This window comes from Nocardioides soli (genome assembly GCF_014191495.1).
GTDB classification, from domain to species: domain Bacteria; phylum Actinomycetota; class Actinomycetes; order Propionibacteriales; family Nocardioidaceae; genus Nocardioides; species Nocardioides soli.
Genome location: NZ_JACHWR010000002.1, coordinates 812,538 through 837,679, shown reverse-complemented (window position 1 = coordinate 837,679; position 25,142 = coordinate 812,538). Strand labels below are relative to the sequence as shown.

The window sequence follows — 25,142 nt, the reverse complement described above, 5'->3', positions numbered from 1 at the left end:
GGAACGAGGTCAAGGTCGGCATGGTCGACGTGCCCGCGCCGATCCCGACGTCTCCTCGTTCGGGAGACGGAAGGCGTCGCGGTGCCCGTACTTGCCACCGGTGTTCTGGTGAGCGGCGTCTCGAGGAGTCGGCGATGGCGTGGATGGCGCCGGCGTCGCAGCGCTCAGACGGCCCCCGGGGTCAGTCGTAGCAGCACCGCTCCCCCTTGTCCCCCGCCACCGCACATGGTGGCGACTCCGTACTCGAGCTGCCGGTCGACCATGGTGAGGGCGAGCGTGGCCAGGATCCGGAAACCGGAGGCGGCGAGCGGGTGGCCGAGTGCGATGGCCCCACCATTGACGTTGACGTGGGCCAGGTCGATGCCGAGGTCGTCGATCGAGGCGATGACCACACTGGCGAACGCCTCGTTGATCTCCCAGACGTCGACATCTCTGACGCCCATTCCATGCTGCTGCAGGAGCGCCTTGGCGGCCGCCGACGGCTTGGTATGCAGCGAGGTGTCCGGACCGGACACGGTCCGATGACCCACGACCTCCACGAGTGGCGTGATGGCGTGCCGACGCGCATAGCCGGCGCTCATCATGACTCCGGCGGCTCCGGCGTCGGACATCTGGGAGGCGTTGCCTGCGGTGATGGTCCCCTCCGCGGTGAAGGCTGGACGCAGCAGACCGAGGCCCGTCACCGTCGTCTCGGGTCGGATGCCCTCGTCTCGGTCGAGGCCGGCACACTCGACCTGCTCGCGGGCCAGCGTCCCGTCGACCATCGCCCGCTGTGCTCGCTCGTGGCTGGCAGCCGCTATCTCGTCCTGCTCTCGCCGGCCGATCCCGAGGCGCGCGTTGACGACATCGGTCATCGTGCCCATGCCCTCCCCGCTGAGTGAGCAGGTCAGGCCGTCGTGCGCAAGAAGGTCGGTGAGCTCGGCGTCTCCGTACGGTTTGGCTCCACGGATCCGGACAGCGTGCGGGGTGCGGCTCATCGACTCGAATCCACCCACCAGCACGCAGTCGAGCTCACCGCTGCGGATCATGGACGCGGACACGCCAACGGCGGTCAGGCTGGCCAGGCAGACGTCGTTGAGAGTGGTCGCAGGCACCGTCAGGGGGAGCCCTGCTCGATGGAGCGCCGCGCGAGCCGGATTCTGGCCATTGCCGGCCTGAACGACGTTCGCCAGGAAGGCGCGTTGCGGGCTCACCGCTGTCGGCAGTCGCTCCAACGCGCCGCGGATCGCCACGGCGCCGAGGTCGACGGCCGAGACGTCCTGCAGTGCTCCCCGGAATCGTCCGATCGGGGTGCGGGCCACCGACGCCAGGACCGGGACCGACGACGGTGTCGTCGTGCCCATCATCGGCTCAGGTCCATCGTGTAGCAGACGGCCGTCCCCTCGAGCACGACCGTGCCGTCCCCACGGGTCACGGACGTCTTGAGGGTCGTGATCGGCTTGTCCTCGCGGACTGCGATGACCTCCACACGTCCGGTGATCGTGTCGCCGGGACGGACCGGTGCCTTGAAGTCCCAACCGACGTTGAGGAAGACCGTCCCCGGCCCGGGCAGCTTCTCGGCGACGACGGCGTTGAGGATCGCGCTCGTGACACCACCTTGGACGACGATCTCGCCGAAGCGCGAGCTCGCCGCGAGCTCCGCGTCGTAGTGCAACGGATTGCGGTCACCGCTGATCTGGGTGAAGAGGCTGATGTCGTCGGGGCCGACGACTCGGGTCATCTCTGCGGTGTCTCCGACGGCTGCACGTGCGTTGTCGTTCACGGGGTCCTCCATCTCCGGTCTGGTCAGGCGACCGGTCGTTGTGTCGGTATGGCGTGGAAGCGGAGCATGGCGAGGCAGCCGACGAGGGGGCCGGCAGCGAGTACGACGAAGGCGGTGCGCCACGAGCCGAGTGCGGCCAGCACGGGCACCAGGTGGATGGTCGCGACGGTGAGTGAGAACCCCACCGCGGTCTGCGCGGTGAGAGCGGTGCCAGCCAGGTGGCTGTCGACGGATTCGCTCAACGCGGTCGAGAAGACACCCGAGTCCGCGATGACCGCGGCTCCCCACACGAGCAGGAAGACCGCGAGCACGGCAAGGGTCCCCCCGAAGAACAGCGGCGAGAGCAGGCAGCAGCTCCCGCTCACCGCCAGAGCCGCGATCGCGGTAGGTGCCCGACCGACCCGGTCGGCCGCCCAGCCGCCGACCAGACAGCCGACGACACCGGCGAGGCCGATCGCCGCAAAGGCAAGGAGGCTGACCCGGCCGTCGGCGCTGCCGTTGCGGGAGAGCTGACTCGCGGTGATGAAGCTGGGCAGCCAGGTCCAGAACGCATAGAGCTCCCACATGTGGCCGAAGTAGCCCAGGTTCGCGAGTCGCGGACGGCGTTCGGCGAACATGCGGAAGGCGTAGGACGGCTGGAGCGCCTGCGGGCGGCTCTCGTAGCCGGGGCCGACACGGATGGTCAGGCGCGCAAGGACGGCACCGGCGGTGGCGATCGCGGCGGCGCCGTACATGACCGCCGGCCAGGCGAGGTGCTCGGCGACTCGGATCAGGTGCGGCACCGCCGAGCCCAGGGTCAAGGCACCCACCAGCAGCCCGAAGGCTCGGCCGCGGACCTCCGGTGGCGCCCAGGACGCCGTGAGCTTCATGCCCACCGGATAGACGCCCGCCAGGAACACGCCGGTGAGCATGCGCAGTGCCACCGCGGCCACTCCGTCGTGGGCCAGGGCCGGGAACACCGCGGTGCTCAGGGCGGCGAGGAGGGCACTCACTGCGTAGAGCGTGGGGAGCGGAAGGCGATCTGGGAGGTTCAGCACTGCCGACGAGACCGCGCCCACGACGAAGCCGATCTGTACCGAGGACGTCAGCAGCGCGGACGTCCCTGTTGTCAGGCCCAGCTCCGCTGCGACAGCGGGCGCTACAGCAGAGGCCGAGAACCAGGTGCCGAGCGCCGCGACCTGAGATGCCGCGATCAGTCGACGCTGTCGTACTGACGTGCTCGCGTGCGCCAGTGCAGCAGTCAGCAAGGCATGAACCTCAAGGGCGGGCCCGGTTCGTGGTCACCCGCGCGAACGAGGCGGACTCGCTGTCGCACGCCCACGGCGTAGGGGTCGCAGCCCACGATGTTCGTCAACAGCCGGGGGCCCTCGTCGAGCTCGACGATCGCGATGCAGTACGGCACCGCGTCCCGCCAGGCGGGATGTCCCGGGACCTCCGCGACCGTCGTCGTCCAGACTGTGCCGGAGCCCTCGACGCTGCGCCACCGCAGGTGCTCCGACCAGCAGCCGCGGCAGACCGCTCCGGGGTAGAGCTGCAGTCGACCGCAGTCGATACACACCTGCACGAGCAGGTTGCCCTTCTCCGCCGCCTCCCAGTAGGGCGCCGTCAGCGGTGTGCTGACCCGTTGCGGGACACGGACCTCGTCGTGTTCGCCGCTCACCGTTCACCCGCCGCCAGCACCAGGGCCACCTCTTCGCTGAACGTGGCACCGTTCCCGGTGACGAGCGCGAGCTCGGCGTTCGGGACCTGGCGGGCTCCAGCCGCGCCGCGGAGCTGTCTCACCGCCTCGACGACGTGACCCATCCCGCCCGACAGATCCGCCTGGCCGCACGCCAGCTGCCCGCCGTGCGGGTTGATCGGCAGCCTTGAGGCGATGGAGAAGTCGTGCTCAGCCACCCAGGGCCCCCCTTCTCCCTTGTCACACAGCCCTGCGTCCTCCACCGTGATCGGCAGCAGGATGGAGTAGCAGTCGTAGGCCGCCAGCAGGTCCAGGTCGTTCGGTCCGATCGCAGCCTGGCGATACGCCTGGTCGATGGCTGCGGCCAACGGCGAGGTCGTCAAGGACGGCGCCTGGCTCAGGGCACGGTGGGTCACGGCCTCTCCGGCGCCGAGCATCGCGACCAGCGGGTGGGCGAGGTCCCGCGCACGTTCGGCCGAGGTCACCACGAGCGCTGCTCCCCCGCCGCACGGCATCACCATCTCGAGCTGGTGCAGGGGTGCCATCACCATCGGCGACCGGCGTACGTCCTCCAGCGTGATCGTGCGTCCATGGAACACCGCATCCGGGTTGAGTTGCGCGTTCTCCCGCTCCTTGACCGGCACGCACATGAGCTGCTCGGTGGTCGTCCCGAAGTCGGCCATGTGTCGCTGGGCCACCATCGCGTACGCCTGGTTCGCACCGCTCGCTCCGTAGGGCACGTCGAACTCCCTGATCGGGTTGCGGTTGGGCGAGCGGCGCGGCGCCGCCGGATCGCGGGAGTTCGCCAGCAAGCACAGCACGGTCGTGCACATTCCGGCAGCAATGGCTGCGCCCGCTCGCCACACCATGGCCGCGGCGGTAGCGCCACCCAGGTCGACCATGCCGGCATACCTGGGACGCAGACCCAGGTACTCGGCCACGGTGGCGGGAACGTGCTGCGGCGTCTCGCCCACCTGCGGCCCGCACACCAGCCCGTCGATCTGGAGGTGATCCAGACCCGCGTCCGCCACCGCAGCGACTGCAACCTTCGCCAGAAGCTCCAGCGTGGTGGTGCCGGGGGTGCTCCGCCGCGGCGGCAGCTCCGCGATGCCGACGATCGCAGTGCCGCTCATCGCAGCTCTCGAATCGCGTCGAGCGTCGCCGGGTCCTCGATCGAGGAGAGGTCGCCGACGGCCTCGTCGAGGTAGACCGAGCGGATCACGCGGCGCAGGATCTTCCCGCTCCGGGTGCGCGGCAGCGCCGAGACGACGTGGACGGCGCGGGGACGCAGCGTCGGCCCGAGGCGGTCGGCGAGCGCCTGGTGGATCTGAGCCGTGAGCTGCACATCATCGGACCGACCGTCATCGGTCCGAGCGAAGACGACCAAGGCATCGCCCTTGACGCCGTCGGGGACACCGACCGCCGCCGACTCCACGACGGTGTCGACGGAGTTGACCACACCCTCAACCTCGGCGGGCCCCACTCGCTTGCCAGCGATCTTGAGCGTGTCGTCGCTCCGTCCGCGGATGTACCACACGTCGCCGTCGCGCTCTGCCCAGTCCCCGTGGTGCCAGATCCCGGGCCAGGTTCGCCAGTACGTCGCGGCGTACCGGTCTGGATCCTCCCAGAACCTGAGCGGCATCCCGGGCGAGGGCCGGCGCAGGACGAGCTCGCCGATCCCCTTCGGGACGGTGCTCCCGTCCGGGGCGACGACGTCCGCGCACATACCCGGCAGGGAGGTGGCGAATCCGCAGGGTTGGATCGGCTCGGCGGTGGTATTGGCGAGGATCCCCCCGGAGACCTCGGTGCCTCCGGAGTAGTTGATGATGGGCAGCCGCTCGCCGAAGACCCTTGCGAACAGCCACTCGTAGGCGTCCGGAGTCCATGGCTCCCCACTGGATGCGATGCGGCGGAGACCAGGAGCGGTGATCGCACGCGGGTCGGCCCCGCCGCCCATCAGGGTCCGAACCAGTGTGGGTGAGAGTCCGAGCATCGTGACCTCGGCGTCGCGGACGAACCGCCAGAGGTCGGTCGTGGCAGCACCGCCGAAGACCGCGGTAGCGCTCCCCGCGACCAGGCCGCCCAGGAGCGTGATCGGGAACATGATCCATCCGGGGTCAGTGACCCAGCACGCCACCTCCCCAGGACCGAGGTTCAGGGCGAACGCCGCGTCGCTTCCTGCCTTGACCGCGAACCCACCATGGCTCAGCACCACACCCTTGGGGCGGCCGGTCGACCCGGACGTGTAGGCGATGAGCAGTGGGTGGTCGGCGCCGCAGGCAACCGCCTCAAGGGGTTCGACGCTCGCGCCGACGCGCAAGTCCGACCAGACGATCTCCCCGGGAAAGCCGACGACGCCACGTGACACCGGCCCATCGAGCGGCAGCACCACGGTGCTGCGCAGACTTGGGACACGCGCCAGCTCAGTGGCCAGTGCACTCCGGACGTCGACCCGCTTCCCGCCTCGGCGGTACGCGTCGGCAACCACGTGGACCTTCACCTCCGCCGCCCGGAGCCGGTCGACCACTGCCGCCGGACCGAAGCCGGAGAACACCGGCACACTGATGGCGCCGATCTTGGCGCACGCCAGCAATGCGACGGCAGCCTCCTTCACCATCGGCAGCTGCAGGCCCACCCGATCACCAGGCCCGACGCCGAGCCCGAGGAGTCCCCGCGCGAAGCGGTCCACCTCGACGGCGAGCTCCCGGAAGGTCCACGAGTCAACGGCACCCGCATCATCACCGCTCCAACGCAGCGCCACCTCGCCGCCACGACCGCACCGCAGCCACCGGTCGACCGCGTTGTCGGCGATGTTCAGTCGACCGCCGACGAACCATCGCGCGTCCGGGCCGCGGTCGAGGTCGTCGACCAGCTCGACCGGCTCGGCCTGCCACTCGAGGCCGAGCCAGGCCGCGACGGCAGACCAGAACCAGACGGGGTCTGCGTCCGCTCGCCGCACCAGCTCAGGCACGCTCGCAACGCCGTGTACTCGGGCGAACGCGAGGATCCGGCTGTCACGCAGGTCGCTCGGTGACGGGTTCCAGGTCCGCCCCTCGATATCCGACGCCATCTCAGAGCCCCGCGTGCAGGCGCAGGACACCCGGGGTGTCCTGCAGCCACCCGTCGCTGACGGTCGTCAACTCGAGGCCGGGAACCGTGGACGACCAGCCCGCGTCGTACGCACCAAGAAGCGTGCTCGCAGCCTCCCGCGCTGAGAACCTGCCCAGGACCGGCCCGTACGGGTTCGCTCCAAGGTCGACCAGGACGCTGTCGTCGGGCTGCACCCGAAGCTCGACCCCGACGAAACCAGCCGCGCGATATCGCGCCGCGAGGATCTCGGCGGCCGAGCGCACCGAGGGCGTGTCGGCGAGCTCCTCTTGTCCGGCACGCACGCCGAGTGCGTGGAGTGCCGGCCGCAGCACACCCATCCCCTCGTCGTGATAGCGAGAGACCACAGCACCGATCAGGGCGAGGAAGCCTGCGGTCGGGTTCGTCCACGTCGGCTCGTCCCGGACGGCGACGGTCTCATCGACGCTGTCCACCGCCGGCAGTGCGAGCTGGGCGCCCGCCGAATCGGCGCGGGCCGAGATCACGTAGTGACATGCCTCGGCACCCTGGTAGGCGCACGTCGTGGGCCAGATCTGCAGGTCGGCGTTGATGACGTCAAGGCAGCCGTTATCCCATTCGAACGGCAGCGAACAGATGTTCGGGGGCGCGTCGAGGAACTCGAACAGCGGGAGGTAGGCGGCGCACCCAGGCACCACCGTGCGATGCTCGGCGTCGTCACGATGGAGCCGGGTCCACCCCTCGAGGCCGCAGATGTCCATGATCTGCTCGCTCACCCGGCCGTAGGTCTCCAGGTCGGCACCGGGCGGAACGACCCCCGTGGCGATCATCTGCTGGCCCGTCTGGTGCCCGAGGTCTCGGTAGGTCGCACGGACCAGCACCGTTCCGTCGTCGCCCCAGGCCCTGGTGATCGCCGTGATCACCGCACACATCTGGGCGTGCGCATTCGTGAACGTCGGGTGCCGGTCGGTTGCGTGCGCGAAGCCCGGCTCGGTCACCGCTCCCCCTTGCTGCGCAGCCCCTGAGACACGTGCTCGAGATGCCGGAGCATGGCCTGCTCAGCCCGGTCGGGATCGTGCTCCGCGATCGCCTGCAGGATCAGCGTGTGGTCGTGTGCCGCGGACTGACGAGTGTGGACGTCGGACCCGGTCCGTCGACGGCTCGCCATCGACAGGGTGACCAAGCTGTCGAGCAACTCACCGAGCAGCGGATTCCTGCTGGAGTCCGCGATTCTGCGGTGAAATGCGAGGTCGAGCTGCACGCACCGCTCAAGGTCGTCGATGCTGTCGGCGTAACTCTCCACCAACTGGTTCAGCTCGTCGAGGTCGTCCGCGGTGGCGTGGGTCGCCGCGAGCCGTGCCGACCCGGCCTCGACGAAGGATCGGACCTCGAACAGATGGGAGATCGCGTCGTCATCGACGTGTAGCACGAAGTTCAGGGGTTCGATGAGGTCCTTGACCTTGAGCGAGGACACGAAGGAGCCTTCGCCGTGTCGGGTCTCGATGATGTTCATCGAGGTCAGCGCACGCAGCGATTCGCGCACCGTGGGGCGACTGACGCCGAGCTGCGCGGCGAGCTCCTGCTCGCTGGGCAGTCGGTCACCTGGCCGGAGCGCGCCGCTGATGATGCGATCCTTGACCTGCGCGATGACCTCGCTGGCAGCGCGGCGCGGCGGGATGGCCCCGAAGCTGGGGGTGGCGGACGTCATCTCACGCTCCTCGTCCGGGCACGCCGCTCGGCGGACCCGCGAACCGCCAGGCGCCCGAAGGTGGGGGATCCGCCTTGGGCGACCTCTGCGACATCCCTCAGTGTCCACTCCCGAAGCCGGGTCTGACTCGACTTCGACAACCACGCAACATGCGGGGAGAGGATCGTGCGCGGGGCCGACAGCATGGGGTTGTCCGCCGGCGGGGGCTCCGCACTGAGAACGTCCAGCGCAGCACCAGCCAGGCGCCCCTCGCTCAATGCGGCCGCAAGCGCGGGCTCGTCGACGAGGCCGCCGCGCGAGACGTTGACGAGGAACCCACCGGGCTTCATGAGCGCGAGCGCGCGAGCATCGATCATCCTCTCGGTCTCTGCGGTGAGCGGCGAGTGCAGCGACACGATGTCGCTCTGCCGGAGCACCGTGTCGAGATCCTCGACGAGCTGGATGCCGTGGGGCACCGAGTCCGCGACCGGGTCGAAGACGATCACGCGACCGACCGCGGGCTCGAGCCGGGCAGCGACTGCGCGACCGATCCTGCCGAAGCCGACGAGCCCGAGCGTGCTCTCGCCGAGACTCGGTACGGCCCCGAACCGCTCCCATCCCGGCCAACCCGTCCGCGCCACCTCGTCGCCGAGCACGACGTGCCGAGTCAGCGCATACACCAACGCCGTGGCGTGGTCGGCAACCTCGTCGGTGGCGTAGCTCGGTTGGTGGACGATCGCGATGCCGAGGCGCTCGGCCGCCTCCAGATCGATCGTGTCCAGGCCGATGCCGGCCCGGCCCACCACCGTCACGCAATCCGGAAGGGCCTCGAGCTCTGCGGCGCCGAGCCGCTGCAACCCGACGACGAGTGCATCGCAGTCAAGGGCACCGAGGGCATCGCGATTGCCGACGTCCACGTGCTCGATGACGATCGAACCGTCCGGAGAGCTGGGGTCGTCGACGGCGAAGCTGCCGCGTCCGACCGCGACGGATCTGGTGGTTGGCGCGCTCACTGAACCTCCTGCGTCTAGATATCAGGCGACAAGTTACTTGATGACAAGTTGCTTGACAACTGACAACCTCCTCTCTAAGTTCCCTCGTCATCGGACTTGACAGTGCGAGGGCGGCATCGGCCGCAGCCAGCACGTCACCTGGATCAAGAGGACCCACATGTCAGACGGCCTGCCCATCGACGTTCCCGGCAAGATCATCTGTGTCGGACTGAACTACCGAGACCACGCGGAAGAGTCGGGGGCGACTCCTCCGGAGGTACCCGTTCTCTTCGGCAAATGGCCGAGCAGCCTGGTGCCACACGGCAGCCCGGTGATCATCCCGGCCGGTGTCGAGAAGGTGGACTACGAGGCAGAGCTCGCGGTCATCATCGGCAAGGAGGGCACCGACATCTCGGCGGCGGATGCCTTCGACCACATCGCCGGCTACACCTGCTTCAACGACATCAGCTCCCGCGCCGACCAGGCGCTCGACGGACAATGGACCCGAGGCAAGTCCTACAACTCCTTCGGGCCCGTCGGGCCGCGGTTCGTCCCCGCGGACGAGCTCAATGACCCGCAGAACCTCGAGATCATCTGCCGGCTCGACGGCGAGGTCGTCCAACGGAGCAACACCAAGAACATGATCTTCACGATCCCGGAGATCATCGCCGTCGCGAGCCGGGCAACCACCCTGCGGCCCGGCGACCTCATCGCCACCGGCACCCCCGGCGGCGTCGGCATGTCCTTCACCCCACCCCGCTGGCTCGTCTCGGGAAGCACGGTGGAGGTCGAGATCGAAGGCATCGGAACACTCAGTAGCCCCGTCATCGCAGAAGCCCAGAAGTGACCAGCACAGAGAGGGAGAATCACGTGACAACCAGCAAGGAGCCGCTCGGCGGCATGCCTGTCGCCGCGGCACCGACGTGGACGAACCCGCAGGTCGGGATGTTCGCCCTGATCGCGTCGACCTACAACCAGTACGGCCCGGAGTCGCTTCCGGTTCTGACCGAGGGCTTCAAGCACCTCGGACGACGGACGGGCGAGGACATGCTCGCCCACAACCTGGTGGGCAGGGACTGCAGCCCCACCGAATGGGGCAGGTTCACGCACCAGTTGATGGATCTCACGGGCATGTACGTCTACGAGGAGATCATCGCCACCGACGAGGTGTACGAGTTCGTCGTCCCTGCGAAGGTCTGGCCCTACCACGAGCCCTTCGAGTACCTCAAGGCCCCGAGCGAGGCATGCGACATCTGCGCCGACTGGGATCGCGGCTGCCTGGAGACGGTCAGCCCTCGGATCGTGATGACCCAGCCGGAGTGCTCGGGTCGCGGTGACGATGTCTGTCGCTGGCGCTACGAGCTCGTTCCGGGCGGGCACTGATGACGCGCCGACGCGCTGACGTGCCGACCGCGCCCCGGTCACCGCGGATGACTCTGTTGACCAGAGGCACCCTGGCCACAACGGCGGTCTGCACGATCTTCCTCGGAGCCTGCGCGCAGGGCGATGCGACCTCTCAGTCGGCGAACGCGACTCCGAGTGCCGACGGCGACTCGTCCGAGGTGAAGGTTGCACTCATCGGCGACCAGCGCTTCGGCGACCAGGGGCCGATGGACGATATGGCCGCCGGTCTGCAGCGGTGCGCCGATGACTTCGGGTTCGAGACCAAGACCTTCGAGTCGATCGAGTCGGCGGCACACGAGGACGACGTCCGCGCGGTCGCACAGGACGGCTACGACCTCATCTTCACCACCTTCCCCGACATGTCACCAGCCACCCAGACCGTGGCGTCGGAGAATCCCGACCTGAAGTTCGGCGCCGTCTACCAGTTCATCAACGTCGAGGGCGCCTCCGTCCCGAACGTGTGGGACACCGAGTACCGCGGCGACAGCACCTACTACATCGCAGGTGCCACTGCCGCGACCCTCTCGAACAGCGGCAAGATCGGATTCGTCGCTGGGGACCAGGACCCGACGATCACGGCTGCCGTGAACGGGATGATCCAGGGCGCCAAGAGCGTAGATCCGGGCATCCAGGTCGAGGCGGCGGTGGCCGGATCCTACGAGGATCCCGCAAAGGGCAAGGACATTGCCAAGGCGATGATCAGCCGCGGCATCGACGTCATCGTCACAGCCGCCGCGAAGACGCAGCTGGGCGTAATCGACGGTGCCGTGGAAGGCGGTGCTCTCGTGATCGGCGATGTCGGCGACTACTCCGACCGGGCCCCGGAGAACTTCGTCTCCTACGTCGGCAGCAGCTTCGGCCAGAACGTCTATCTCGGCTGTGAGACGTTCAAGGACGGCACGTTCCAAGGCGGTGAGCACACGTTCATCGACCTGACGAACGGCGGCTACTTCTTCCCCACCGACCCGGTGACCAAGTGGGGTGAGGCCACGGGTCGCCAGGACGACGCGGCCAAGATCGTCGAGCTCGCGGAGACGGTGACCGAGGACGTGAAGTCCGGTTCGCTCGAGGTCGAGCACATCACGACCTGGCCCAAGTCCTGAGCCGGATCACTTGCGGCGGGTGGTGCACGAGCACCACCCGCCGCCCACCAACAGCCATCAGGGAGCCAGGCGAATGACGACGCTGCGGGTCGAGATGCACCAGATCACGAAACGGTACGGGGACCTCACCGCGAACGACGGCATTGATCTCGTCGTGGAACCCGGCACCGTACACGCCATCGTCGGCGAGAACGGCGCCGGGAAGTCGACGCTCATGAACGTGCTCTACGGCATGGTCAGGCCAGATCTCGGGAGCATCGACATCAATGGCGAGCGCGTGGACCTCACCGGCCCGCACGACGCCATCCGACGTGGCATCGGCATGGTTCACCAGCACTTCATGCTGGTCCCGTCGCTGAGTGTCGCCGAGAACGTCATCATCGGCTCCGCGCCCACCCGCGGGGGGCTGATCAATCGCCGGCAGGCGCGCGAGATCGTGCGCCGGGTGAGCGACGAGTACGGGCTCCAGATCGATCCCGACGATCGCGTTGGCGAGCTGCCGGTCGGGAGCCAGCAGCGCGTGGAGATCCTCAAGGCCCTCTACCGCGGCGCCGAGCTGCTCATCCTGGACGAGCCCACCGCGGTCCTGACGCCGCAGGAGGCCGTCGAGCTCGGGCGCGTGATGCGTCAGCTGACCGAGTCCGGCAAGTCCGCGCTCTTCATCAGTCACAAGCTGAAGGAGGTGATGGCGGTCAGCGACGAGATCACCGTCATGCGGCGCGGTCGGGTGACCGGTCGGTTCTCCGCAGGCGAGACCGACGAGCGAGCACTCGCGCGCACGATGGTCGGCCGCGAGGTGATGACCACGGTCGCCAAGGCACCGGCCGAGTCGGGCGCCACGGTACTGGAAGTCAGGGATCTGGCTGCGAACGACGACCGCGGCCATCAGGCGGTGCGGGGCGTATCCCTGAGCCTGTGCGCGGGCACGATCACCGGGATCGCGGGGGTCGAGGGCAACGGTCAGACCGAGCTCATCGAGTGCCTCGCCGGTCTGAGACCCACCCTCTCGGGCGAGGTCCGGCTGTCCGGAGTCGAGATCACCGGCGCCTCGCCGCGGCGCCGCCGAACGCTCGGTATGAGCCACATCCCGGAGGACCGGTTGAAGCGCGGGCTGGCTCCGAACCGGTCCGTCGCGGAGAACCTCGTCGCCACCACCTACCGCTCTGCATCCTTCACACGATTCGGTGTGATCCGCCGGGCGGAGGTTCGCTCGAACGCCGAGGAGGCGATCGGTCGCTTCGGCATCGCCGGGCGCCACGACCAACCCGTTGCCGCGCTGTCGGGCGGCAACATGCAGAAGGTGGTCGTCGCCCGGGAGCTGGCGCAGGACCCGGACGTCGTCCTCATCGCCCAACCAACCCGCGGCGTCGACATCGGCGCGATCGAGAACATCCACCGCGAGATCGTCGCGCTGCGCGACCGGGGTGCCGCGGTGCTCCTCGTGTCGGCGGAGCTGGACGAGGTCATGCAGCTGGCCGACGACCTCTACGTGATGTACGAGGGGCGCCTGGTCGCGCAGCTGGACCCCACCGCGGTCCACGAGAACGAGATTGGCATGCACATGGCGGGAGTCACGCCCGGCCGGTCCAACGCCGAGTCGATGACGGGAGGCGACCGTGCGCGTTGACATCTCGATGCAGCGGATGCGGACGGCGGCCACCGCGGGACTGAGAGTCATCGTGCGCCAGCTCGAACCGCTCCTCCTGGCGTTCCTGATCGTGGCCGTCGTCCTCCTGGTCAGCGGCTACGACGTACCGGCCGTCTTCAAGTCACTGCTCGGCAGCTTCGTTACCGACTTCTACGGCATGCTCCGATGGGCGACGCCGATGATCCTCACCGGGCTCGCGACGGCGGTCGCCTTCCGGGCGCGGGTCTGGAACATCGGCATGGACGGGCAGCTGCTCATCGGCGCTCTCGCCGGCGGGGCCTTCGCCCTATACGTCGCCCCGCTGTTTTCCCCGAACCTCGGCGTGCTGGTGGTCCTCATCGCGTCGCTCACCGGAGGCGCCCTCTGGGCGCTGCCTGCCGCGATTCTGCGGGTGCGTTGGGGCGTCCCGGAGATCATCACCACGATCCTGTTGATCGAGATCGCCTCGTTGCTGGTCTCCTGGCTGGTGCTCGGTCCGATGAAGGGCCAGGGCGCACTCGGGGCCTCGATGTCGACCGATCAGGTCGATCAGAGCATGTGGTTGCGGCCACTGAAGTGGCAGGAGCCCGCGACCGTCGGCTTCTACATCAGCGTCGCCGTCGCGATCTTCATCGGCTGGTACCTCATGAGGTCCCGACACGGCTTCGAGATCAGCATCTTCGGCGACAACCGCCAGTTCGCGTCGTACGCGGGGATGAACAATCCGTGGATCGTGGTGCGAACCATGCTCATCTCGGGGGCCCTTGCCGGCCTCGCCGGCGGTCTCGAGGTGCTCGGGTCCATGCATCGGCTGCCCAGTGAGTTCGCGGCCAACCTCGGGTTCCAAGGCATCGCGGTCTCGCTCGTGGCTGGGAACAACCCATTCGGGATCATCCTCGGCGGTGTGTTCTTCGGCGGTCTCAAGGCCGGTGGAACGACGCTGCAGTTGCAGACGGAGACTCCTCGCGACGTCGTGGACATCATCTCCGCGATCGTGATCCTGGTCATCACTGCGCGGGTCGGATACCAGTTCCTGGGCCGTCGTCAGCCGAGGCTCCTCAGTCGCTTCGTTCGCAGTGTCCAAGAGAAGGAGGGCGCATGAACCTCTCAGACTTCTTCGACTCAGACCTCCTGACCAGCACCATTCGGGTCGCGACGCCGGTGCTCCTAGCGGCGCTCGGTGGTCTGCTCACGATGCGCGCGGGCATCTACAACATCGCGCTGGAGGGCCAGATGATCAGCGGCTCCTTCGCGGCGATCGCCGTGACGGCGTGGACGGGAAACCTGTACCTGGGAATCCTCGGCGGCATCCTCGCGGGCACGCTGACAAGCGCACTACTGGCGCTCGCAGTGCTCAAGTTCAACGCGAACGACATCGTCGCCAGCATTGCGATCAACCTGCTAGCGGTCGGACTCACCGGCTTCCTGCTCCAGACCATCTTCGACGTGCGGGGCACCTACCGGCCGGAGGGGATGCACGGACTGCCGGCCATCGACATCCCCTGGGTCGAGAACATACCGATCATCGGCCCGGCGATCAGCGGGCAGACGCTGCTGGTCTACGTCGCCCTCGGACTGGTCGCGTTCACCCACGTGCTGCTGTACCGGACGCCGCTGGGTCTCGCCATCCGCGCCGTCGGCGAGAAGCCTGACGCGGCGCGCACCGCAGGCGTCTCACCGATCCTGGTCAGGGCCACGGCGGTCCTCTACTCCGGGGTCCTGTGTGGTCTGGCCGGCGCCCACCTGTCGCTCGGGTATGCATCGGAGTTCACCGTGGGCATGACGGCCGGCCGCGGATTCACCGGCTTCAGCGCTGCGATTTTCGGCCAGCTGCAGCCGTGGGGCACCTTGGCGGCGAGCCTGGTGTTCGGCCTGGCCGAGGCGCTCGGACTACGAATGCAGCTGAGCGATCTCGCGCTGCCCCCGGACATCGTCGAGATGGTGCCCTACGTCCTGGCCATCGTGGCGATCAGCATCACCTGCGCAATCCGAATGTGGCGCCTGGGCTCCACACGACGCCGGGAGGTACCGGAATGAGTGACATCATCATCGCGACCGAGCCGATCGACGACCTGGATCGGGCACTCGTGAAGGCGGCGACGGCGGCGCTCGACACAGGCTTCCGGACCGGCCGGCACCACGTCGCCGCAGCGCTCCGCTTGGCAGATGGCTCCGTCGTCACGGGTCTCCACCTGGGCTCGCGCCGCGTGAACCTCTGTGCGGAGCAGATCGCACTCGGAATGGTGCTCTCCCAGGGCCTCGCCGAGCCCGTGGCTTGCGCATCGGTGATTCGCATGACGGAGGCAGACCGACCGGAGCCCACCTCTCCATGCGGTGTCTGCCGCGAGGTACTCGGGTTCTTCGTACCGTCGATGACGGTCGTTCTGCCGCACCTCGGCGGGCTCGTCCGTGCCCGTTTCGGCGACCTGCTCCCCGCGCCGTGGCTGCTGCCGGGCGAGTCGCCCTCCTGACCCTCACCACCCCGTATCTTCTCGAGAAGGGACCATTCGTGTACCGAGTCATCAACCCGGCCACCGGAGCCGTGGAGCAAGAGTTCCCCACCATGACCGACCAGGCGGCCCACGACGCCGTCGAACGGGCCGACGCCGCGCACCAGAGGTGGCGAGAGGCGCCCCTGGCTGAGCGCGCAGCTCGACTGCGTCGAGCGGCCGAACTCTTTGAGGAGCGCGCCGATGAGCTCGCCCTCTTGGTCATGCGCGAGATGGGTAAGCGCCCGGCGGAGGGGAAGGGCGAGCTGGCGCTCACGGCGAACATCTTCCGGTACTACGCCGACAACGGTGAGTCCATGCTGGCCGACGAGTCGATCGAGGTCGAGGGTGGTCGGGCGATCATCGAGAAGCGCTCGATCGGCGCGCTCATCGGCATCATGCCCTGGAACTATCCGTACTACCAGGTCGCCCGCTTCGCTGCGCCGAACCTGCTGCTCGGCAACACCATCCTGCTCAAGCACGCACCGAACTGCCCGACGTCCTCGGCGGCCATCGAGAAGCTTCTGCACGACGCCGGAGTGCCGACCGGCGCCTACATCAACATCTATGCCAGCAACGAGCAGATCGCCTGGATGCTCGCCGACCCGCGCATCCACGGCGTATCGCTGACGGGGAGCGAGCGAGCCGGTGCGGCGGTGGCCGCCGCAGCCGGCCAGAACCTCAAGAAGGTGGTGCTCGAGCTGGGCGGCTCCGACCCCTTCATCGTGCTGGACACCGCGGACGTGCAGGAGACCGCGGCGCTCGCCGTTGCGGCGAGGATGGGCAATGCCGGACAGGCATGCAACGCGCCGAAGCGGATGATCGTCTTGTCGGACATCTACGACGACTTCGTCGCAGCGGTGACAGCGGAGGCCGCCCGCCTCACACCGGGGGATCCCGAGGAGGAATCGACTACCCTGGCGCCGCTGTCGTCGGCCGAGGCCGCCGACAACCTCTCCGCCCAGATCGCCAAGGCGGTCGAGCAAGGGGCCGTCGTCCGCACCGGCGGCCGCCGCCTCGACCGTCCGGGCTCCTTCATCGAGGCAACAGTGCTGACGGACGTTCGCCCGGGCACCGATGCCTACTCCGAGGAGTTGTTCGGCCCGGTCGCCGTCGTCTATCGCGCCGAGAATGAAGACGAGGCAGTCCGGCTGGCGAACGACAACCCGTACGGACTCGGTGCCGCCGTCTTCAGCACCGACGTCGAGCGTGCCCGGGAGATCGGTCGTCGGCTCGAGGTCGGCATGGTCTACATCAACGCCCCGGAGGGCTCGCAGGCAGACCTGCCGTTCGGTGGGATCAAGCGCTCCGGCATGGGTCGCGAGCTCGGTTCGCTGGGCATCGAGGAGTTCATGAACAAGCGCATCGTCCGGCTCTGACCACGACCGCCCGGCACAGTATGCCACTGCTGGTCAGATCAGCCTGCCTGCTCGCCCTCGGGGTCGGTGTCGGCCGCTTCGTCTTCACGCCGATCCTGCCCCTGATGACGGAGCACGCCGGCGTGTCGCCGAGGGCGGGCTCGGTACTCGCCACCCTCAACTACCTCGGCTACGCGATCGGAGCACTCGGGGCCCTCGGCCTCCGGGGGCGCGTTCACCTCCTGCCCCTCCGCCGGGTCTGCATCGTCACGATCTGCCTGAGCCTCTTCGCCATGGGCATGACCGACGGCCTCGTCACGTGGGGGGCGCTACGGTTCCTGGCCGGGGTCGGCGGTGCCGTGCTGTTCGTCCTCGGCGTCGACGACCTGTTGAGTGGCGTGGCTCGTCGCACCACAGCGGCTTGGGGATTCGGTGGAGTCGGAGCCGGGATTGTCCTCTCGGGAGTCGTGATCGCTCTCCTGGGCGATGCTGCCTGGCGAGAGGCCTGGTGGCTTGCCGGCGCGGTCGGATGCGCCCTGGGAGTGGCGGCTTGGGGAAAGGGCTCACCAGCCGGGGTCCACTCGGCTGACGAGCAGACGCGCAGGGGCGGCACCCCTGCGGGCCCGTGGCCATTCCGCCTGGTCTGGGTGGCATACGCGATCGAGGGCGTCGGCTACATCATCATCGGCACCTTTCTCGTCGCAGCGGTCTCCGAGAACGCGCCGGTCCGGGTCGGGTCGATGGTCTGGGTAGCCGTCGGGCTGGTCGCCCTCCCGTCCTGCGCCTGCTGGACCTGGCTGACACTGCGGGTCCGGCGGGCTACGGCGTTGACGATGGCGCTACTGGTGCAAGCGGTCGCCGCTGCGCTTCCCGTGCTGACCACTGCACCCTCCGCCGCCCTGGCGTCGGGCATGCTGTTCGGCGCCACCATCATCGCCGTTCCCTGGCTGGCGCTGATGGTGGCCCGTGACACCGGCCGCAGGAATGACGTCGTGCTGATGACACTCGGCTATGGCGGCGGGCAGGTGGTAGGGCCGTTGCTGGCCGCACCACTCCTGGCCGGCGGATACCGCTCGTCGCTCATGGTCGCTGCCGTCGTCCTGGCCATCGGAGCCGGCGTTGCTGGCGTCTTGGCAGGCACCCGCCCCGCGCCGGCGAATCCAGGATCGGTCACGTGAGGCAACCATCCAACGAGAGGGGTCTCTGACCTGCGGACGCAGGTCGGAGAGCCTTCCCCAACTGGTGGCAGGTGCAGGATCCCCGCGCCAGGACGGCGCCAACCGGCGCGGCATCATCGCCGACGTCCGACGACGGGGTCCGCGATCCTCGTCGCCGAGCTCGCACCGAGCCCCTCCTTCCGAGCAACCACTCGACACGGCCGGTAGTGATCTCGGCCGACGTGGTAGTTGTCCTCGGTGCTCTCCGCGAGATCGCGCAGCTCGAGGTCGGCGAGATCAGCGAACAAGCTCGTGGGCCGTCGGACGCCGAAGCTCGGCATCGTCGGACGCTCTCGGATCCGCTCGAGCAGGCGGGCGGGCGGCGGCAGCGGTCGGCTGACTGGTGCGGACGCGTCTGCGCTTCGGCATCCATGACTGTTGGCCGCGCAGCGACACGCACGTGAGAAGCAGGCGACCGAACAGGTCATCACGGCGGTGACACTGGCAGCTTCGTCCACATGACCACACTGGCCGACCGGGCCGCGTGACCGACCGTCACAGTTCGGTGCAGCGGCCCCGAGAGATGCGGCAGCGGTACGAGCGAGGGCTCGTCGAGCGAGGAGGCAGCGTTGCGGTTGCAGCAACGGCTGATACGGAAGTACTTAGCACTGAGGGTGCAGAAGAAGCTGCCTCGCTGGGCGGTGGCCGATCCTGGTCGTCGCCTTGATGACCTCGTCAACTGGGGAGTCCGGCCGGGCGCTGTGTGACCTGGGGGTCGAGGAGCCTGACGCGCGCACGCGGACGGCCGCCGATCAGTGATGCCTTCGCGGCCGCGGGTACAGAAGGCGTGCTCGAGAGCCCCGCACGCGGCTGGACTTGCCACGCACTCGCGGGCGGGTCCGGTACGCTCCGGCCTGCCAGCCCGGGATGGCAGGTTCTCACCCGCACTCTTCGCTCGCGTCTCGACACCCGGAGTTCTGATGTCGCCATCCCCATTGCGGTCCGCTGTCGCCTTGTCGTTGGCCGGACTCCTGCTGATCCCCGGCAGTGCCGCCGCCGCATGGCGTGCGTCAGAGCCGGTGTCACCGCCCGCAGGCACTGAGCAAGGCATGCTCGCAGCCGACCTCGCCGCTGACGGCGACGGCCGGGTGACTGCGGCCTACCAGTGGTGCGGCGAACGAGACCCCCAGAATCCCGACCTGTCGCTCGGCTGCTCGATCAAGGTCGTCACCCGTTCGGCCGCGACCGGCAGCTGGGGCAGCGCGCAGACGCTGCGTCCCGCTGGAGCGACAATCATGCGCGGGCCCGCCTGGGTCGAGGTCGCCGCCAACGCCGCCGGCGACACCGCCGTGCTGTGGGAAGAGTGCGACGGCTACGGCCCCATGACCTGCGCACCGTGGGTGGCGATGCGGCCGCGTGGACGGTCCGCGTGGACGGCTGCGACGCCGGTCGCACCCTACGACCCGGCCAACGGCGCAGACAGCAACAACGACGCCACCATCGTGCTCGACGAGGAGGGCACGGCCACGGTCACCTGGTCCAGGCGACACTGGGCGCCGCCCAACCGCCCGCACGACCTGCGGGTTCGCTCGTTCGGGATCGACGACCCCGACGCGATCACGCCGATTCTCGGCTTCGAGCCGGCCCAGACGCTCAACCCGGTCGACCCCGGCAACAGTGGCACCGACCAGGCGACCGCCTCGACCGTCGTCGCGCTCGACGACGGCACGACCGTCGCTGCATGGTGGTACTACAGCGGCGCCTGCAGCACCGTGCGCTACTCCGTGCGACCGCTCGGCGGCAGCTGGTCGACCGCGCAGGGCATTCGCCCGGACGGGTGCGCCGGCACGGCGCGCCTGGGCCTCGTGGAGCTGGCGATGATCGCCGACGGTGCCCAAGCAGTCCTCGTGTACTCGGCCGAGGTCGACCCGGACCCGGAGGAGGTCCCCGCCTCCTACGCGAAGACCTACGCGACGACGATCAGCGCGACCGGCACCGTCGGTGCGCACACCATGCTCTCCAACCGCAGGCTCGGGCTCGCCAACGATCAGACCGGTGGCTACGGCGACACCTGGCAAGCTGGGTTCGCGCGCAATGCCAGCGGCGTCATCGCGCTCGGCGCGTTCGAGGCGTCCCCGACGACCAACGGCGCACGACCCATCGTGATCATGCGCTCGGCGGCCGGCGCATGGGGCGCCGCCCAGTCGCTCGGCGACGAGACCGGCTACAACGCGACCCTGCCCTGGGCGCCGGGAGTGACCGTCGCCGCCGACGGTACGGCGACCGCTGCGTGGGGTATCGACCTCGGCGACAAGAGCGAGAACCCGTTCAACTACGACCACGCCATCCTCACGGCCCAGGTCGTGCCCGGAGGGACCCCCTCCGCGCCGGTGCGCGTCAGCCCGACGGCACGCCGCTCGCAGGCGCCGCTGGTGGCCGCCGGCCCCGGCGGCACGCCGGTCATCGTGTGGCGCGCGGAGGACCTCGCCGACGACGACAAGGACGTGCTCATCGGCTCGACGTACGCCGACGGCACCACGCCGCAGGCACCCGTCGCGTCGTTCACATGGTCGCCTCATCCGCCGCAGGCGGGCCAGCTCGTCAGGTTCACCTCGACTTCGACCGACGCGGACGGGCCGATCACGTCGTGGGCGTGGGACTTCGACGGTGACGGCGACTTCGACGACGCCAGCGGCGAGCAGGCGACGGCCGTCTTCGAAGCGGCCGGGACCTATCCCGTGGAGCTGCGCGTCAGCGACGGCGACGACCAGACCGACCATGCCCTCAACGTCGTCGTGGTGGACGCCCGGAGCCCGGTGACACCGGCACCGGCGCCGAACCCGGACGTCCACGTCCCCCCGCCTGCAGCCGACGACGCGCCCAGCGGGTTCGTGGTCCGCAGCACCGTGAACACCAACGGCCAGCGGGTCGTGCCGGCCGTCGCCGGCCGTCCCCTCGACGACGCCCGAGAGCGGATCGAGCGGGCGCTCGTGTACGCCGACACCAAGGTCGAGCGGGTCATCAGCGACGCGGCCAAGCTCGGGAAGCGCCCCGGCGGTGGGAAGTGGAAGGTCGGCGATGTGGTCAGCCAGACGCCCGCCGCGCGCGCCCGCGTCGCGGGCAGCGCCAGCGCCCCGGCCCCCGTCGTCCTGCGCTACTGGGCGGGCGCGAGATCAGACCGCAACAAATGCGCCCAGCTGCGCTCGACCATCAAGCAGGATGAGCTCGATCTCGCGCTCGCTCAACTCAAGGCTGCCGGTTGCGGGACGCCGGACCTTCGGCTCACATCCTCGGCGAAGGTCCACGAACCGACCGTCAAGAGCCTCAGTAAGGACCTCGACGACCTCCTCGTGACGATCCCCAGCGACCAGGCCAAGACGGACATCGTGATCTGGAAGAACACCGGCTTCCTCGGCACCACAGATCCGGGTCCAGTGCCGTCGGCCAACGGCGATCTGCAGCTCACCGCAGGCCAGCGCAACGTCGCCGGCATCATCCTGCGTGACCGTTCGGGCCGGGCGCTCAACCGCGCCAGCGTGACCTGGGATCTCAGCGGAGCCGGCGGCGGCGAGGTCACCTCCAAGTCGATCGAGTCCGGCGTGGCGCCGATCAAGCTCACGCCCACCAAGGCCGGGACGATCCGGGTGCTCGTGCAGTGGAGCGACGCCTCTGGTGACTCGATCTACGGTTCGACCGAGTTCAAGGTCGTGGATCGCTCCAAGCAGACTGGCTTCGTGACGGCGATCGGCCAGAGCTTCAAGCGCAGCGGCTCCGGAAGCGCCGCGAAGTTCGTCCCTGGCCCCGTGAAGAAGCGCGGGTCCGCGAGATACCAGGCAACCGCGCAACGAATCGGCATCGGGGACTTCTTCGGGCTCGTCGCGCAGTGCGTGCGCGAGTGGGGCGGAGCGGTCGCAGCCGCGGTGCAGCCGACCGCCGACGGCATCCTCGCCATCGCCAAGAACCACCAGGTCAGCGTGGCGCAGCTGTGGCGCGGACCGGTGACCAAGGCGCCGCAGGCAGTCAACCCCCAGACGGTCGCCAGCGGCCTCTGGCTCGTGCGGGGCAACGGCGTCGTCTCGGCCGGAGGCGGCAACGTCGTGGCTGCCGGTGGGATGAACGTCATCGCCGCGGGCGGCGCCAACGTCGTGGCCGCCGGCGGGCTCAACGTCATCGCCGCGGGCGGCGCCAACGTAGTCTCGGCCGGCGGTGGCAACATCATCACGCTCCCCGATGGGGCAAAGGTTGTCGCTGCGGGCGGGGCGAACGTCGTCGCGGCCGGCGGGGCGAACGTCGTGGCGGCGGGCGGGCTGAACTAGCCTCGATCTTTCACGTAGTCGTGACTGAGTACGGCGTGTAACGCACGGAAGTGCCTGTCCTGCGAGGGATTCTTGGGCTTGTCGAAGGTCCAAGGAAGCCAAGCGGAAAGGCACTCCGTAGGTGAAGGTTATCCCGGCTGGTTCTGGTCTTCGTGTCGAGTGCGGGGGCGAGTCGCTGATCTCGTCGGCGGGCGCGGCGATTTTGTTGTCGACGGCCCGTGTGAGCGGGCTGGCAACGGCATTGGCGGATGGGTTGGCGCCGTGGCGCTCGAGCAGGTCGACGCACGACCCGGGCAAGACGGTGCTGGATCTGGCGGTTGCGATCGCGTTGGGTGGCGACTGCCTGGCCGACATCGGCGTGGTCCGGGCCCAGCCGGAGCTGTTCGGGTCGGTGGCCTCCGACCCGACGGTCAGCCGCCTCATCGAGGCCTTGGCTGAGCGACCTGAGGAAGCGATCGCGGCGATCCGGGCCGCTCGTGCGGTTGCTCGCGATCGAGTGTGGGCGCAGCGCACGCCCTTCGCCGATGAGGAGCAGGTGGTGGTCGATCTTGATGCCACCCTGATCGGGGCGCACTCGGAAAAGGAGGGTGCGACGCCGAACTTCAAGCGCGGGTTCGGGTTCCACCCGATGCTCGCCTTCGTCGACCACGGTCAGGGTGGCTCCGGTGAGCCGTTGGCGGCGATGCTGCGGCCGGGGAAGGCGGCCGCCAACGACGCCGCTGACCAGATCAGGGTCCTCGATGAGGCCCTCGCCCAACTCCCCGAGCACCTGCGGTCGCGGGTGCTGGTGCGTGGTGACACCGGCTCGGGGGTCCACGCGTTCGTGTGGCACGTCCACAACTTGGGTCTGGAGTACTCGGTGGGCGTCTACGGTCGTCAGCCCGTTCTCGACGCCCTCGCGGTGCTGCCGAAGCAGGCGTGGCGCAGGGCACTCGATGCCGACGGACGGCCGCGTGAGGGCGCTCAGGTCGCCGAGCTGACTCGGTGGCTGCCGACCACGTTCACGGGCTGGCCGCCCGGGATGCGGGTGATCGCCCGCCGCGAGCGGCCCCACCCAGGAGCCCAGTTGCGGATCACCGATCACGAGGGCTGGCGGATCACGGTGTTCGCCACCAACACCAAGAGCGGCCGGCTGGCTGATCTCGAGGTCACCCACCGGCTCCGGGCCCGCGCCGAGGACCGCATCCGCGCCCTGAAGGACACCGGGGCGACCAACCTCCCGCTGCAGGGGTTCGACAAGAACCAGCTCTGGCTCGAGCTGACCCAGCTCGCCGCCGAACTCATGACCTGGACCCAGGTCCTGGCCTGGCACGGACAACCAGCGCGGGTCTGGGAACCCAAACGGATCCGACTGCGACTCCTCGCGGTCGCCGGCCGGGTGATCACCACCGGCCGACGTCGGATCCTGCGCCTGTCGCGGCGATGGCCCTGGGCTGACCTCGTCCTCGGCGGACACCGCCGACTCGCCGCCCTCACCTGAACACCCGCCCAGCCCGAACGACCAGGACCTCGGAGAACCGGCAAGAGGGCCGGCGATTCACCGCGCCAGCGGCCACCAAAGCCCATCAGCTCAGCACGACACCCGATCCACCGACGTCATGAAAGATCGAGGCTAGTGGTAGTCGCTGGAAGTTCCTCGGGGGTGGCCCGTGCTCAGGGTGCGTGCATCGCAAGGCGCCGGAGCCCGGCTCTACTTGCTCGTCCAGCAAGCGACGGCAACGCCGCGAGGTGCGTGCCCGGGGTGCGGGCCACCCGAAGAACTTCCGGTGATGGCCACTGGGTCGCCCGGCGGTCATAGTCAGGGTTCGTGTCCGGACGCCGTGGCGTTGAGCGGTGCATTGTCGACGTCACGAGGGGCTAGCCCGTAGGCCAGCCCCTCGTGACGGTTGGTACTTCGGCGTCACGCCGTTCGCGGTAGCGGTGTGGACGACGACCTCCTTCGAGCCCTTCGTCCGCGCCTTGTCGGGACTGCCAGCCTCGACGGCCTTCGCCAGGGCCAGGTTCGTCAGGAACCGGCGAGCCGTCGCCGGGGACACGTTCAGGTCCTCCGCGATCGCGGCGACGGTCTCGCCCTTCTCCACCAGCCTTCCGCTCGTCCGTCCCGACCGCGAGGTACGGGAGCGAGCGCTTGGTGCCGTTCGCGCGGACCTTGATGAGCGCCGCCTGCTTCGTGTTGAGCGCTTCGATCAGCGACTTCGGCTCGGGCTTCGGAACCTTCTTGGCGGTCGTCTTCGTGGTGAACTCGAGGAAAGGGGCCACCGTGTTGAGCGAGACATCGGTGTTGATCACGGCGGTCGTCTGACGGCCCTGCGTCGAGCACGACGATCGCCGCGAACCCTTCGACGAACTCACAGATGCGGTCGCAGTCCGGCAGGCACTGTCGGGTGGTACGGACGCCGAGGTTGCGGGAGTCGACGACATGGACGGCTTGGCGTCCCCGAGGGGCACAACGAAGAGCAGGATAGGTTGAGGTGGATACGCACTCGGGGTCGAGCGCCACAGT

The 25,142-nt window shown here is 68.9% G+C and carries 21 protein-coding genes; 11 read left to right on the top strand and 10 right to left on the bottom strand.

Going from position 1 to position 25,142, the window contains the following annotated elements:
• Positions 1–164: 164 nt before the first annotated feature.
• The 9 genes from FHU40_RS14485 to FHU40_RS14445 all read right to left on the bottom strand — a co-directional run bounded on the left by FHU40_RS14485 (position 165) and on the right by FHU40_RS14445 (position 9,206).
• Positions 165–1,346, bottom strand: coding sequence for an acetyl-CoA C-acyltransferase (locus tag FHU40_RS14485; protein WP_183592998.1), 1,182 nt, complete (start codon positions 1,344–1,346; stop codon positions 165–167).
• On the bottom strand, positions 1,343–1,720 hold the full coding sequence (locus FHU40_RS14480) for a MaoC family dehydratase (protein WP_221199841.1): 378 nt from the start codon (positions 1,718–1,720) through the stop codon (positions 1,343–1,345). The genes FHU40_RS14485 and FHU40_RS14480 overlap by 4 nt, the downstream gene beginning before the upstream one ends.
• Positions 1,721–1,785: 65 nt before the next feature.
• Positions 1,786–3,009 carry an MFS transporter gene (locus FHU40_RS14475; protein ID WP_221199840.1) on the bottom strand — a complete coding sequence of 408 codons (1,224 nt, stop codon included), beginning with the start codon at positions 3,007–3,009 and terminating at the stop codon, positions 1,786–1,788.
• Positions 3,003–3,422, bottom strand: coding sequence for an OB-fold domain-containing protein (locus FHU40_RS14470; protein WP_183592996.1), 420 nt, complete (start codon positions 3,420–3,422; stop codon positions 3,003–3,005). Before FHU40_RS14470 ends, FHU40_RS14475 begins: the two co-directional genes overlap by 7 nt.
• Positions 3,419–4,573: a thiolase family protein gene (locus FHU40_RS14465; RefSeq protein ID WP_183592995.1), complete on the bottom strand. Its 1,155-nt coding sequence runs from the start codon at positions 4,571–4,573 to the stop codon at positions 3,419–3,421. Before FHU40_RS14465 ends, FHU40_RS14470 begins: the two co-directional genes overlap by 4 nt.
• Positions 4,570–6,411: an AMP-binding protein gene (locus FHU40_RS14460; RefSeq protein ID WP_221199839.1), complete on the bottom strand. Its 1,842-nt coding sequence runs from the start codon at positions 6,409–6,411 to the stop codon at positions 4,570–4,572. Before FHU40_RS14460 ends, FHU40_RS14465 begins: the two co-directional genes overlap by 4 nt.
• 100 nt (positions 6,412–6,511) lie before the next feature.
• Complete coding sequence (locus FHU40_RS14455) at positions 6,512–7,504, bottom strand: hypothetical protein (RefSeq protein WP_183592993.1); 993 nt, start codon at positions 7,502–7,504, stop codon at positions 6,512–6,514.
• Positions 7,501–8,214, bottom strand: coding sequence for a FadR/GntR family transcriptional regulator (locus FHU40_RS14450; RefSeq protein ID WP_183592992.1), 714 nt, complete (start codon positions 8,212–8,214; stop codon positions 7,501–7,503). Before FHU40_RS14450 ends, FHU40_RS14455 begins: the two co-directional genes overlap by 4 nt.
• Positions 8,211–9,206, bottom strand: coding sequence for an NAD(P)-dependent oxidoreductase (locus FHU40_RS14445; protein WP_183592991.1), 996 nt, complete (start codon positions 9,204–9,206; stop codon positions 8,211–8,213). The genes FHU40_RS14450 and FHU40_RS14445 overlap by 4 nt, the downstream gene beginning before the upstream one ends.
• Before the next feature lie 157 nt (positions 9,207–9,363).
• On the opposite strand from FHU40_RS14445, the gene FHU40_RS14440 reads away from it, so the two are divergent.
• The 11 genes from FHU40_RS14440 to FHU40_RS14395 all read left to right on the top strand — a co-directional run bounded on the left by FHU40_RS14440 (position 9,364) and on the right by FHU40_RS14395 (position 24,119).
• Positions 9,364–10,032 carry a fumarylacetoacetate hydrolase family protein gene (locus FHU40_RS14440; protein ID WP_183592990.1) on the top strand — a complete coding sequence of 223 codons (669 nt, stop codon included), beginning with the start codon at positions 9,364–9,366 and terminating at the stop codon, positions 10,030–10,032.
• Between the two features lie 23 nt (positions 10,033–10,055).
• Positions 10,056–10,568 (top strand): hypothetical protein, encoded by a 513-nt coding sequence (locus FHU40_RS14435; RefSeq protein WP_183592989.1) that lies wholly within the window; start codon positions 10,056–10,058, stop codon positions 10,566–10,568.
• A gap of 179 nt (positions 10,569–10,747) precedes the next feature.
• Entirely contained in the window at positions 10,748–11,692 is a 945-nt protein-coding gene (locus FHU40_RS14430; protein ID WP_183592988.1) for a BMP family ABC transporter substrate-binding protein, read from the top strand.
• 73 nt (positions 11,693–11,765) lie between these two features.
• Positions 11,766–13,319, top strand: coding sequence for an ABC transporter ATP-binding protein (locus tag FHU40_RS14425; RefSeq protein WP_183592987.1), 1,554 nt, complete (start codon positions 11,766–11,768; stop codon positions 13,317–13,319).
• A complete protein-coding gene (locus FHU40_RS14420; protein ID WP_183592986.1) occupies positions 13,309–14,421 on the top strand; it encodes an ABC transporter permease subunit in 1,113 nt (370 codons plus the stop codon). Before FHU40_RS14425 ends, FHU40_RS14420 begins: the two co-directional genes overlap by 11 nt.
• Positions 14,418–15,356: an ABC transporter permease gene (locus FHU40_RS14415; RefSeq protein WP_183592985.1), complete on the top strand. Its 939-nt coding sequence runs from the start codon at positions 14,418–14,420 to the stop codon at positions 15,354–15,356. The genes FHU40_RS14420 and FHU40_RS14415 overlap by 4 nt, the downstream gene beginning before the upstream one ends.
• Complete coding sequence (locus FHU40_RS28290) at positions 15,353–15,790, top strand: cytidine/deoxycytidylate deaminase family protein (RefSeq protein ID WP_246390594.1); 438 nt, start codon at positions 15,353–15,355, stop codon at positions 15,788–15,790. The genes FHU40_RS14415 and FHU40_RS28290 overlap by 4 nt, the downstream gene beginning before the upstream one ends.
• A gap of 38 nt (positions 15,791–15,828) precedes the next feature.
• Complete coding sequence (locus FHU40_RS14410) at positions 15,829–17,187, top strand: NAD-dependent succinate-semialdehyde dehydrogenase (protein WP_343057869.1); 1,359 nt, start codon at positions 15,829–15,831, stop codon at positions 17,185–17,187.
• A 20-nt stretch (positions 17,188–17,207) separates the two neighbouring features.
• On the top strand, positions 17,208–18,344 hold the full coding sequence (locus FHU40_RS14405; RefSeq protein ID WP_183592983.1) for a YbfB/YjiJ family MFS transporter: 1,137 nt from the start codon (positions 17,208–17,210) through the stop codon (positions 18,342–18,344).
• 1,088 nt (positions 18,345–19,432) lie between these two features.
• Complete coding sequence (locus FHU40_RS14400; RefSeq protein WP_183592982.1) at positions 19,433–22,639, top strand: PKD domain-containing protein; 3,207 nt, start codon at positions 19,433–19,435, stop codon at positions 22,637–22,639.
• A gap of 121 nt (positions 22,640–22,760) precedes the next feature.
• Positions 22,761–24,119 (top strand): IS1380 family transposase, encoded by a 1,359-nt coding sequence (locus FHU40_RS14395; RefSeq protein ID WP_183590707.1) that lies wholly within the window; start codon positions 22,761–22,763, stop codon positions 24,117–24,119.
• A gap of 377 nt (positions 24,120–24,496) precedes the next feature.
• Here FHU40_RS14395 and FHU40_RS14390 read toward each other — a convergent pair whose 3' ends face one another.
• A complete protein-coding gene (locus tag FHU40_RS14390; protein WP_183592981.1) occupies positions 24,497–24,928 on the bottom strand; it encodes a hypothetical protein in 432 nt (143 codons plus the stop codon).
• Between the last annotated feature and the right edge of the window lie 214 nt (positions 24,929–25,142).

What these genes read in the sequence shown, in the direction of transcription:
- FHU40_RS28290 (WP_246390594.1), top strand. Translation starts at nt 15,353, where the DNA reads ATGAGTGACATCATCATCGCGACCGAGCCGATCGACGACCTGGATCGG.
- FHU40_RS14465 (WP_183592995.1), bottom strand. Translation starts at nt 4,573, where the DNA reads ATGAGCGGCACTGCGATCGTCGGCATCGCGGAGCTGCCGCCGCGGCGG.
- FHU40_RS14415 (WP_183592985.1), top strand. Translation starts at nt 14,418, where the DNA reads ATGAACCTCTCAGACTTCTTCGACTCAGACCTCCTGACCAGCACCATT.
- FHU40_RS14480 (WP_221199841.1), bottom strand. Translation starts at nt 1,720, where the DNA reads ATGACCCGAGTCGTCGGCCCCGACGACATCAGCCTCTTCACCCAGATC.
- FHU40_RS14400 (WP_183592982.1), top strand. Translation starts at nt 19,433, where the DNA reads ATGCTCGCAGCCGACCTCGCCGCTGACGGCGACGGCCGGGTGACTGCG.
- FHU40_RS14450 (WP_183592992.1), bottom strand. Translation starts at nt 8,214, where the DNA reads ATGACGTCCGCCACCCCCAGCTTCGGGGCCATCCCGCCGCGCCGCGCT.
- FHU40_RS14485 (WP_183592998.1), bottom strand. Translation starts at nt 1,346, where the DNA reads ATGATGGGCACGACGACACCGTCGTCGGTCCCGGTCCTGGCGTCGGTG.
- FHU40_RS14425 (WP_183592987.1), top strand. Translation starts at nt 11,766, where the DNA reads ATGACGACGCTGCGGGTCGAGATGCACCAGATCACGAAACGGTACGGG.
- FHU40_RS14440 (WP_183592990.1), top strand. Translation starts at nt 9,364, where the DNA reads ATGTCAGACGGCCTGCCCATCGACGTTCCCGGCAAGATCATCTGTGTC.
- FHU40_RS14405 (WP_183592983.1), top strand. Translation starts at nt 17,208, where the DNA reads ATGCCACTGCTGGTCAGATCAGCCTGCCTGCTCGCCCTCGGGGTCGGT.